Annotated in this window: 6 protein-coding genes and 1 tRNA gene; 1 reads left to right on the forward strand and 6 read right to left on the reverse strand. The window is 42.9% G+C overall.

All coding sequences use genetic code 11. From position 1 onward, the window contains the following. Window positions 1-522 precede the first annotated feature (522 nt). From HQ43_RS02615 to hpf, 4 genes are all read right to left on the reverse strand, one after another. On the reverse strand, window positions 523-1,431 hold the full coding sequence (locus tag HQ43_RS02615) for a discoidin domain-containing protein (protein WP_052103031.1): 909 nt from the start codon (window positions 1,429-1,431) through the stop codon (window positions 523-525). A gap of 33 nt (window positions 1,432-1,464) precedes the next feature. After that, a complete protein-coding gene (locus HQ43_RS02620) occupies window positions 1,465-3,351 on the reverse strand; it encodes a RagB/SusD family nutrient uptake outer membrane protein (RefSeq protein WP_036789293.1) in 1,887 nt (628 codons plus the stop codon). A 56-nt stretch (window positions 3,352-3,407) separates the two neighbouring features. Then, window positions 3,408-6,584 carry a SusC/RagA family TonB-linked outer membrane protein gene (locus HQ43_RS02625; RefSeq protein ID WP_052103032.1) on the reverse strand — a complete coding sequence of 1,059 codons (3,177 nt, stop codon included), beginning with the start codon at window positions 6,582-6,584 and terminating at the stop codon, window positions 3,408-3,410. 1,120 nt (window positions 6,585-7,704) lie between these two features. Next, complete coding sequence (gene hpf, locus HQ43_RS02630; RefSeq protein ID WP_152567470.1) at window positions 7,705-9,006, reverse strand: ribosome hibernation-promoting factor, HPF/YfiA family; 1,302 nt, start codon at window positions 9,004-9,006, stop codon at window positions 7,705-7,707. 308 nt (window positions 9,007-9,314) lie between these two features. Between hpf and HQ43_RS02635 the strand changes: the two genes are divergently transcribed. Further along, window positions 9,315-10,139 (forward strand): hypothetical protein, encoded by an 825-nt coding sequence (locus tag HQ43_RS02635; RefSeq protein WP_036789295.1) that lies wholly within the window; start codon window positions 9,315-9,317, stop codon window positions 10,137-10,139. Window positions 10,140-10,411: 272 nt separating this feature from the next. Here the strand turns inward: HQ43_RS02635 and HQ43_RS02640 are convergent, their stop codons facing one another. Next, window positions 10,412-10,792 (reverse strand): hypothetical protein, encoded by a 381-nt coding sequence (locus tag HQ43_RS02640; RefSeq protein ID WP_036789297.1) that lies wholly within the window; start codon window positions 10,790-10,792, stop codon window positions 10,412-10,414. A gap of 641 nt (window positions 10,793-11,433) precedes the next feature. Further along, window positions 11,434-11,507: transfer RNA gene (locus HQ43_RS02650), tRNA-Ala, on the reverse strand. Between the last annotated feature and the right edge of the window lie 199 nt (window positions 11,508-11,706).

The following is an 11,706-nucleotide window of genomic DNA, read 5'->3' on the forward strand; positions in this document are numbered from 1 at the left end:
TGCAGAGTAGTTCAGAGACAAGAGATGAAGAGTGAAAAAGGACGGAAGTGTACTCACGTCTGAGAGCAAGCTCGAATCTCGAAAGCAACACCGTAAATGAGATGCCGTGCAAAAGTCTCGATGAAGCTGCAATGCTTTATTGAAGATGAGCTGAAAGCATTCAAATGTTTCTCTTATCCTGTTAGATAGTTCCGTTAAGCAGGAACAAATCTGCAAATCAAGGCACGATTTCCGGAAGTCAAGGTTTGAAAAGCAGCAACCAAGTACCGATTTATAAAAACCAAGCTTTGAACGTGAAGAGTGAATCTGTTTGGGAGAAGTTTTGAACAGGGTAACAGAAAGTTTTGAACGGCTTAAAGAGAGCTTTGGAAAGGGATCCTTGGGGCAAAAAACTTTGCCAAAAGAGATTTCCACCCAAGCATCCGAGAGCGACAAGAGGGCATAAAAAGAGGAGAGTCCCCGACAAGTCGGGAACTCTCCTCCATTCATATATAGCTTTAGATAGTAATCTCTCGCGGAGTATTACTTGTTACCATAGCCATCGATAATCTTCTTCGCTTCCGCTTCTGCGTCATAGATCTGATAGATCACCTTATAAAGTTTGAACTCCGCCATATTGAAGAAGGTAGGAGCTGCGCCACTATTGGTTCTCATTACAGTAAGACGAAGATGCTTGATAGCAGGATCTGCATCTATTGGTTGAGAATCGTAAACAGAAGAAGCACCGGTAGGAAGACCGCTGTTGATGCGAGTAAGCTCTCTCCAATCCTCTCCGTTCTCACTACCGGATACGATAATGTCTTGAGGTTTTCCGTTTCCATTATTACGGTTCTTATACCAGAACTTAAATGCTTTCTGCTCTTGAGGAATAGCTATCTGAAGATAGTGTGCATCGGTAGTCTGAGGAGCACTCCATCTGGAGTGGAAATATGTGCCATCGTTTCCATCAATAAGATTGGCAATAGGTCCTTCCGAAGGCTCTTGAGCATTGGTAGAAAGCATTTCGGCAGTCAATGGAATAGCTTCCGTAGAGAATGATGTTACAGGTGCTACGGGAGCAGATGTAGCCTTGAGAGTCTGGCTTGCACCTTCTTTACCCGAACTGCTCACCACAGTTACCGTAAACGTATATTCTCCTGCTACCTTGAAAGTCTTGGGTATAACACAAGAAGTGGAGTAGTTGCTGGTAAGACGGGTAGCGTTCTTATTGGTATAAGGGTCGAAGTAGCTTACTTTGACATAGAGCAAGTCCTTGCCTGCTTCTTCCACTTTATCCCAATGAAGCACGATCTGTCCCGGAGTTGTCTCATATCTTAAATTGGAGATGCTGATAGGCTCTACCGTAGGCATATCTTGCTTGTCCTTACATGAAGCAAAAGCAAAAGCCAGTAGAGGCATAAGGGCGAGCATCATTACTTTTATTCTTTTCATTGTATTGTCTTTATCTATTTAATGGTCAGAATCTTAGTAACCCACGTTTTGAACCAAGTTACGGTTCTTATTGATTTCACCTTGAGGGATTGGCATGAGATAGTTGCGAGGAGAAACGAATGAACGTTGTACGTCCACAGTCATCACCTGACACATATCTTCCAACGTTGCAGCCTTCATGTTAAGACCCTTTGGCTGTTGAGAGAAGTAGGTCTCTGCAAGCAACCAGCGGCGCATATCCCAGAAGTTTTGTCCTTGAAGGTACATCTCCACCATACGTTCTTGGCGTACAATCTCACGCAGACCTTCTTGAGAGTTGGCTTTGCCCGGCTCTTTTGCTCTTGCCCAAGCTTCATCTACAGTAGGGATACCGGCACGTGTGCGGATCTTATCCAAGTAGGTCTTTGCGGTAGTAAGGTCTCCTGTCTCCACAGAAGCCTCTGCCATAAGGAGGTAAAGATCTGCAAGAGAGATGAACGGATAGATAAACTGAGGGTTGTTACCCGGACGCTTGGCAGGAGAAACCAGTTTCTTGTTCAAGAAGAGTGTAGGACAGTAGTCGTTATTACGCAGATTGTTAACAGGACCTCTACCTCCGGGCTCTCCGGCAAGCATCTTCATCACAACCTTCTTACCATTCTGTCCTCTGCGAAGATTACGTGCATAGTTTCCTTTTTCGTCCTTGTTGTCTATCTCGTAGTAGCCATTTTGGAAAGCCACCCAAGCATAAAGACGAGGCTCACGCTTGAAAAGGAAGTTAGGAATGCGGCCTTCGGCATTGGCATAACCCGAAGGAACGTCCATAAGATTCCACCAATCAGACTCTGCAAAGAACTCAGGATCTTGGTCGATAGGCAGACCATTTTCTGTGTAGAAGCGCTTCATCATGTTGAGCGTAACACCTACACCCGAATATGCATTGTCTGATCCGTGGTATGGTGCAGATTTAGCTGCGATGTCATACCAGCCTTGTTGTCTGGTATCACCCCAGATAATCTCTTTGGTATTATCTCTATCAAGAATCGCAAAACGCAAAGAGCGTTGGACAGGATCTTGTGGTTCGGGCAAGCTGGATAGTGCTCCCTCTTTTGCCACATAGAGTTCAAAGCCGTCTGCTTCTGCAAGAGCAATGGCTTCTCTAAGTGCTTGTACGGCTCTTGTCCATTTGCTTGCATCAAATGTCAAAGGCATAAGCTGCGTACCATCAGGGCTCTTAAGATCTGCATAGAACTTAGAGTTACCATTGAACAGAGGAGAAGCCACCATCACATAAAGCTTAGCCTTGAGGGCTTTAGCCGCTGTGCTTGTAACCAAGCCATATTCGCTACCGGTACGTTCCTTAGGAAGTTTTGCAGCCGCAGCATCAAACTTGTCTGCAACAAACTTAACACACTCATCCAACGGACGGCGAGGCAAGAAGTCTTTAGCGTCTGTGTTAAGATCTTCCACCTTAGTCACGATAATGGTAGGACCGTAGTTTTGAATAAGCAGATAGTGATAAAAACCGATAAGGAACTCGGCTTGTGCCTTGTAGTCCTCTATTTTGTCTTTCTCCATACCGGGTACCTTATCTATATTGTCCAATAGCATGTAGCAGTAACGAATACCGGTAAAGAGGCTGTTCCAATAGGAGATAACAGGATCGCTGGCAGTATAAGTTCCTTTCGGGAATCTTGCAAAAAGCTCGTGTTCAAAAGATGTAACCACTTCATCTCCGGTAAGGAAGTCCAGCCCACTTACTGTAGCAGAAAGTCTTGGAAGAGATCCGTAGCAAGAATAAAGGAATTTTTCTGCAGACTTTGCATTCTTGAAAGAGTCTTCTACGGTAGCTGTCTCATCCGGAACCACGTCCAAATAGTTACATGCTCCCATTGCTCCCATAAGAAGCAGAGCCAATAGTATGTTATATATCTTTTTCATGTCTAATTCTCTAAATCGTATTTGTGATCATATATGTATGTACACCTCTCTGCCAATTACTTAAATGACACTTGAAGACCCACGTTTATAGTAGTCTGAGTAGGATACTTTAGACCATTACCACCACCCATTTCAGGGTCCCAATGCTTAAACTTAGAGAAGGTATAAACGTTCTGAGCAGAGACATAAAGTCTTGCATTCTTGTAAGTATAACCAAGCTCTATGTTTTTTAACTTCAAGAATGAAGCGTCACGCAACCAATAAGTGGAAACAGCAGTATTGACAGCTTTATCTTGTTTAGTAAGTTCAGGATAAGCGGCATGTATATTTTGGTTAGAAGCACTCCAGTGATCATCAGCAATAAACTGCAATACGTTACGGTTAGACTGTGTACCGAACGGGTGGAAACCGGATAGCATCATAGAGGTATTAGCAACACCTTGGAAGAAGATACCGAAATCCACATTCTTGTATTTCATATTAGAGCCGAGACCATAAATGATTTCAGGGATTGTAGGATAACCGATAGGCATACGGTCATTAGAGTCGATACGGCCATTGTAGTTGCCATCTCTATCCGGAAGATCCTTATACTTAATGTCTCCTGCCTTGGCTCCATTGGCAAATGAAGACTGATCCGGGCTGTTTGCAACCTCAGCATCGTCAATGAACAGACGCTCTGCAACATATCCTGTCCAGACATTCAAGCTACGACCAACCTGTGAAAGAAGAGGGTATTCCAAGAAGAACGGTTCGTCCCACTTCTCTACACGGTTGCGAGCAAAGGTAAATGTACCACGAACATTGTACCAGAAGTCTTTGCTTACATTCTTATTGAAGTCAAGCGCAGCATCTATACCACGGTTGCTGATCTCGGCAAGGTTACCATAGATCTTGGTTGCCGCCGTACCCATATAGCTTGGAACAGCTCCACGTTGCTGGAATACGTTGGTACGATACTCATGGAAGAGGTCTACATTAAGGCGAAGACCTTTAAGGATTTGAAGGTCGATACCAACATTTGCTTTCTTTCCGACTTCCCAAGTAATATCAGGATTACCGAAGCGTCTGATATTAGGACCGGTCAAACCATACTCTTGGTCCAAACCGGTAGTATAAGAAGGGCCTCCACCTTGCAGGTTCACATCGGGAAGGTATACGAAACGGTCTCCACCGATAGCCTCATTACCCACAAGACCATAAGAACCACGAAGCTTGAAGAGAGGGATATACTCCTTGATCGGTTCCCAGAACTTCTCTTCGGAAACATTGTAACCAAGAGCCACAGAAGGGAAGAAACCGAAGCGCTTACCCTTTGCAAAGTTTTCGGTACCATTGAAACCGAAGTTGGCTTCAAAGACATATCTGTTGTCGTAGCTGTATGTGAAACGACCTGCAAGACCTTGTTTGCGACGTGGCAAGTTGTGCAAGATGTTGTCGTTAGAGAGGTTATTGGCAGTCTCTTCCTGGTTATAGTTGAACATAGCCCCCATGTCGTGTCCGCCGAAATTGCGATTCCATAGCAACATAGCGTGCGCATAGAAACGGCGGTCTCCGTTGTTTCCACCGGCAGACTTCAAGTTTGTGTTCACTTCATCAGCCAAACGGTTGAGTGTAAAGTCGTACTCACCGGTCTTTGGATTCAACTGGTACCCTGTCAACTCGAAATAGTTGTTATCACGGAAACGGCTTGTGCTTGTGGAAGCCCAATTCTTAAATGATGCCAAGGCAGTAAACTTAAGACCCGGAGTGATCATCTTGAGATCTTGTGTAAACTCAAGATTAGCGATTACCGTAGAGTTGAAGTTGTCTGTATAACCCGCAACAGCTGTGGCGTAAGGGTTAGGAATCATTGAAGGACCGATCTTTCTTGCTCCCCATTTGGTATAAAGCGTTTCGCCATCCTCAGGATAAGCTATCGGGAAATCTACCGGGTTGGAGTTGATTACCTGTCCAAAGATGTCGTTGATCGCTGTTCTCGGACCTCTGCTCTGTCCTATCTGAGCATTCAAACGGAGTGCAAGAGAAGAAGTCTCCGTAAAGTTCACTCGGATATTGTTTTGGAATGCGTAACGATAAACATTGAGAGAGTTGTCGAAAGAGCTATGTTCCAAACTTCTATTCTTCAACATACCTGTCTGATGGTCGGCTGTAACGGACATGAAATAGTCGAGCTTCTTACCACCACCACGTATATTGAAGTTTGCCTTTTGGTTGAAAGCGGCTGTCTTGAACAGCTCATCGTACCACATTACATTAGGGAAAACGTAAGGATTAACCCCTGCGCGAGTGTTCTCGATCTTCTCACGTGTGTACTTAACGTCACCGGTAGGAAGATTGTCCAATGCTTCGTTGAACAGCTCCATAAAGCGAGGGCCATCCACAAACTTAGGCAGACGTGTCGGAGTATTTACATATCCCTCCACACGTACATTGATAATCGGTTTCGGAAGATCTGTACCTGTCTTGGTGGTAACAATAACCACACCGTTTGCACCACGAGAACCGTAAAGCGCAGTAGCCGTAGCATCTTTAAGAATAGAGAACCCTTCGATAACTTCAGGGTCGAGAGCGTTAAGGTCTCCCGCTGACACCGCCACACCATCAAGGATGATAAGTGGAGAGCTGGCGTTTACGGAAGAGATACCACGAATCCAGAAGTCGGCACCATCGGCACCCGGAGCTCCCGTTCTTTGAACAGAAACCACCCCGGCAAGACGTCCTGCAAAAGATGCAGAAAGATTGGAAGCCGGTACTTTAAGCTCTGCCGGACGGACGGTCTGTACAGAACCTACAAGAGAAGCTTTCTTCTGACCTGTGGCAAACGCTGTTACGACAACATCCTCTGCTGTAAGGACGTCTTCTTGAAGCACAACGTTTACATTCTGTACGCCTCTAACGCTCAAGCGTTCGTTGCGATAACCGACAGAAGTAAAGATCAGGTGTTGGTTTTCAGCCACTCCGCTGATCGTAAACTCCCCTTTGGCATTGGTAATAGCTCCCTTTGAAGGCATCTCTGCAACGCGTACACGCACGCCGCCGAGCGGTGCTCCCTTAGAGTCCACTACCTTACCTTTGATCGTTTTTCCTTGATTGGCTTGCGCCTCCGTTGTTACGGCAGCATCTCCATTAGGAGCAGCGTATGCAACAGGAGCAATGCTCAAACCACCCAAGCATATAGCCCCTGCAAGAGCAATCCTGCACGGCCATAGTGATAGAAATTGTTTCTTCATATCTCTAAAAAGTGATTTTTGGTAAACTGTTATAATTGTGTTAAACATACTTCCAATTCACCTCCTTTTTTGTTTATTAATAAATCCTCAACAAAAAAGAGCGGTCATTAGCTAAATCCTTTGTGGAACATAGACTTATTCCGTAAAGAACATACCCATATTCGTGTCAAAAGTAGTTATTATTATTAAGACCAACAACTTTAATAAGACTCCATTACACTTTCAAACAATCTTCACACACCTTTATGTCGCATATATCCTACACTTATACTATATGTTAACGATAGATGTTAACCATGTTAATAAAATTAACACCTCTATTTTCATCTGTTTTCGACAAGAAAAAGAAAGATATTCATCCCTTAAAAGCAGGCATTTCCTCAACGACAAAAAGGTGTAAACTTAGACAAAACAGACTCTTCTCAGCCCCTGTTTCCAAAACACCAATCCACCCAACCAGCATCTCCAAACGGTATAAGAGGTAAAAGACCCATCCCCACGATAGGAAATGTTAATGCAACTTTTCCGATCGACATCCTTAAACATCAAACAATATTTTCGTTACTGCAAATAAAAGAGGCGTTTTTTGAGAAAATTAAGAGTTATCACAATCATCCTTTTAATGACGCAAAAATGGGATTAAAATATAAAATCAATCTCGGATAAGAGACAGATTTCTATTTTAAACCTATTCGTAAAAGTTGTTATACGTGAATAAAAACAGCTCTGAACGCTTAAAATGTTTCCGATCAAACTTTGATTCTCAAAAACCACGGCTCGGTTTCCCAAAAGCAAGGCTTGAATGGCAGGCAGCAAGTGGCGATTTCCACCAACCAAGCCCTGAACGGATGCTCTTATAAGATTCAGAGAAAGATGTAAACAGGACTAACGTCTTTTTTCAACCGGGTCATCAAAGATTGATAAACAGTCTGTTTCTTCAAGCCCCGCACATAACAAAAGCCCACACTTACCTCAACGGTGAATGTGGGCTCATACATTAAAAATCTTGTACTTTTAGCTGTTTTGCGCCAGCCAATCAGTCTATCAAACTGAGAGATACACACTTCAAAGACAAGGCATCGCGCCTCTCGTTTCTAAGCGGTACCATGAAAAGAGTCTATTATCGTCTATGCGTTTGTTTATATTTATCTATCTGTTTTTCTATTGCTTCCAGTGCCTCTGTCAAAGCCTGCTCGAAAGAGTCTGCACTCTTCACCGCCACCAATTCGCTATTCGGAACAGCGACAAGCACCTTCGCCTCTTTGTTACTATTCGTTTCCGGTTTTATGAGAGAAAACAAAACATCTACCCTGATGATGTCTCCTAAAAAGCGTTCAAGTTTTGAGACCTTCTTTTCTGCGAACGCTTCTAACTGAGTGCTAAGCTCAAAATGGTTAGCTTGGATGTTAATGTTCATACGCTTTACTGTTTTTGCTCTGGGATGAGCGTGATACATTTTTTGCAACTCCGTAAAAGAAGTATGCGTATAAATAGTTGTGGTTGAAAGGTCGGCATGCCCCAACAGCTCCTTTATACTGAGCAACTCGGATCCGTTATTAAGCATGGACGTCGCAAACGAGTGCCTCAAAACGTGAGGGCTACGCTTTGTGAGTCCGGCAACAGCCCCAAGTGCACCCCTCACCATAGTATAAAGCTGTGTGGGAGATATACTCCCTCCATTCTCTGTACATAAGAGATATGGATGCGAAGGTGCTATGTCTTCCCTTCTACACAAATATAACTCTATTTTTTTTAGCAAACAAGAACCAAAAGGTACAATTCTCTCTTTATCCCGTTTACCTAAAACTTTGATCTCCATCTTCGACAGATGGATGTCTTCGACCTTAATGCCACACAGCTCGGATCTGCGAAATCCGGTCTGATAAAGCATATCCACAACAAAAGCGGTATTCAAATCTTTGTGTTGATGAGAGGAAGCATAAACATCATACAAATCCGAAATGAGGTGCAGTAGCCCTTCGCTTCTGACATAAGTGGGCAGCTTCCGCTCCTCTTTGGGCATGGAAAGTCCGAGACAAGGATTCCGCCCGATCTTTCCCTGCACCCGAAGGTAAGAGTACCAACTTCTGACGGCACTGATCTTGCGTTTGATGGTCGTGGCTTTAAGATTGGAAGTGGAGAGCTTCAGCATCCATTTGCGTATCTCTTTGGAGGAAATCTCGGCATAACGCTCTTCTCCACCCTCTCCAAACAGCTCCGCAAGAAAAGCCAACCAGTCCGCAAGATCTCTCTCATACGCGAGAATGGTGTGAGCGGAAGCATTGCGCTCATACCTCAAATAGTCTATGTAGGACCGAAACAACTCTTCCATCTTAATCTGCCTGAGATAAACTTCTTTGAAATAACCGGCTCTGCTGCCGAACAAACAAGGATAGCCCGGAAATAGAAAAGACTCTCCCATGCGAGGAATAAATATAGCAAGAGTTTGGAAAGAAGACAAAAAAATAACCGACAGCAAGGGAATTGTTGCTATCGGTTATGATAATAAGATGAGTGTCTGTGTGCAGCAAAAATTAAGACAGACAAAGCTCCGGATCAATACTTCTAGGGTGTTTTTTTTGAAAATTAACCTAATATACGTACATTTACAATCCTTAAAGCCAAATAATAAGACGGCAAAATGTGTTATTTACGGCAATCGCCCTTGTAGAAAGAGTTATTACATCGGACGAGAGCCTATATCTCATCCACTGTTTAATTTGATTCGTTATGTTATACTTTTTCATTGCAGTAGTTGCCATCATCTTTTTTGTAGCAATAGTGAAGGTTGCATCCGGCAACTCGACATCTCCACAACCAACGGCATCCGCCCTCACAGAAGAGCAACAGCGGTGGATACAAAAAGTAAAGTCGATCTTTGAAGAAAATAGAACCGTATCATTTTTAGATATTTTTGTGGAATGCGGAATGCCTAAAGAGATAGCTCACTCCAAGAATGCAGAAGCAGTAAAGCAAGCTTTCCCTTTCGACAAGGACGAAACCGGGCACAACGGCTACGATATTTTCACCTCCTATCAATGGGCTGTTGCCCAACGCTACGACCTGCAACACGACAAGCTGGACCCTATCGACGCTTCGCAACATGGGCTTAACCTGCGAAAAGGGGAAGTAGCATATCACGTGATATATGGCGTGGAGCTTCATGAAGAAAAGACTACTCATTATAATATAGCTTATTCGGGAGTGCGGTGGGAAAGTGGTTTGCTGCATGCCGGAAGCATCTCTTTTATCGGGAATGAGATTACCAGCTTCTCTCCTATGGATATTGGAAGGTTGTTCATCTCTAATGAACGTATATTATTCGTTGGGATGCAAAATAACGTAACAGCATCAATACCGATAGAGAGTGTACTCTACTACAATCTTTATCAAGATGGTGTCCTCATCCATATACCGAACAGGAAACCGTTGTTACTAAAATTTGATACCGGATATAAGCCCGAAATACTCCACGTAGAAGATGGACTGAACGAGTTTGTCAGTGTGCTTGATCGTATTATTTCGGGCACTGAAAATCAAAAACTGTCGGAATAGTTTGACCTTAATAAAGAGTTTCAATGGCAAAACGCCTTAGAACAAAAGTGTTGGGTGAAATAATGATACTAAAAAAAGCCGAAGCAATTATGCTTCGGCTTTTTAGGTATCAAATCATAACTATTCGGACTCTGCAAGGAAATAGAATATCTTCATATCTATCCTCTTCTCTGAAATATCTCTGGAGGTCGCTAATCTATAAAGTCGCCCTCAGATAGTATAAGATAGTAGAGATCTGCAATGTTTTGAATTGAACAACAGATTAAAGAACCTCAATCCATTATCATTTCTTTATTTACACCAATACAGATATTGTTTTCGTCAAATAGCAGTATAATAATATAAGGCATTTCTGCCCAAGTACATAGAGTCCCTTTTCTCCCGGTATCCGCAACAGTACAAGCTTGTATTATTCTGGGGGCACCAACCTTTTCTTTGATTTCATCTAATGTTTTGCCAGCAAGATTACCCATTGCAACAAAATCCTCTTGCAACATATACCCTTTTGCCGTGGTGAGACCGGCGATAAAATATCCTACAAGCAGCCCGAAACCTAATCCACACATTACTCCAACCGTTGAAAAATCGGAAAGAAAACCTCCAATACCAAAGCCGATTAAGGCAAATGAGGTTGCCATTGAATGCTTATTCATAACTCTCCTGTCATTTATTATTTCAAAAGTCTTTTACATACTCTTCCGCCTTTTTGTGGCAATTCTGTAACATGATTCTACAGTCCATTCTGTTATATGTACTTGCTTGATACTTCCAAATGGTGTATTGGTTGTTTCTTTTCACACAACTGCCCGTAGTCATGATGCCCAATGCCCACAAAAGCGATTGATGTAAATAATGATTATCTCATTGTCTTGTTGCTTATGGTTAACAACCCTCAAATATATAAATTTCACAAAACAATGAAACCCCTCTTTTCTCTTTTCAAAGCAAATGTTCTTAACCGACGGTACAAATTTTCCGAAAAATTGAATTTCGGTTATAGTAAAAAAGAAGCATAAGGACCTTAGAAAAAGTGTTGAATGAAATAATGATACTAAAAAAGCCGAAGCATAATTGCACAATTGCTTCGGCTTTTGGGGTATCAAATCAGAACTATTCGACCTCTGTAAGAAAACAGAATATTATCATATCTATCCTCTTCTCCGAAATACTCCTCAACATTCGTTTTGGAGCTTTTTACCTGATGTTATGTTCAAAGATTAAACACATCGAGAGCTTGAAAAGAGGGAAAAAAATAACCAACAGCAAAAGACTTATTGCTATTGATTATAAAAAGTGGAGGATATCGGACTCGAACCGATCACCTCGACACTGCCAGCGTCGCGCTCTAGCCAGATGAGCTAATCCCCCAGCGTGTATATGAAAGAGATATTGAAACAAAAACCAACTAAGTAGAAGGGAGTAGAAGATGCCTGCTCCTTACTAATCATTTATCTGTGTGCTTACCGGCGTCATACCCAAGTAATAGCTGTCTGTCATTTATATAAACAACAGACACGAATACTTCGCTCCAGAAAGGAGGTGTTCCAGCCGCACCTTCCGGTACGGC

Source organism: Porphyromonas canoris (genome assembly GCF_000769115.1).
GTDB classification, from domain to species: Bacteria; Bacteroidota; Bacteroidia; order Bacteroidales; family Porphyromonadaceae; genus Porphyromonas_A; species Porphyromonas_A canoris.

Excerpts from the sequence above, each read along its gene's own strand:
- HQ43_RS02615 (WP_052103031.1), bottom strand. The coding sequence starts at position 1,431 with ATGAAAAGAATAAAAGTAATGATGCTCGCCCTTATGCCTCTACTGGCT.
- HQ43_RS02620 (WP_036789293.1), bottom strand. The coding sequence starts at position 3,351 with ATGAAAAAGATATATAACATACTATTGGCTCTGCTTCTTATGGGAGCA.
- HQ43_RS02625 (WP_052103032.1), bottom strand. The coding sequence starts at position 6,584 with ATGAAGAAACAATTTCTATCACTATGGCCGTGCAGGATTGCTCTTGCA.
- hpf (WP_152567470.1), bottom strand. The coding sequence starts at position 9,006 with ATGGGAGAGTCTTTTCTATTTCCGGGCTATCCTTGTTTGTTCGGCAGC.
- HQ43_RS02635 (WP_036789295.1), top strand. The coding sequence starts at position 9,315 with ATGTTATACTTTTTCATTGCAGTAGTTGCCATCATCTTTTTTGTAGCA.
- HQ43_RS02640 (WP_036789297.1), bottom strand. The coding sequence starts at position 10,792 with ATGAATAAGCATTCAATGGCAACCTCATTTGCCTTAATCGGCTTTGGT.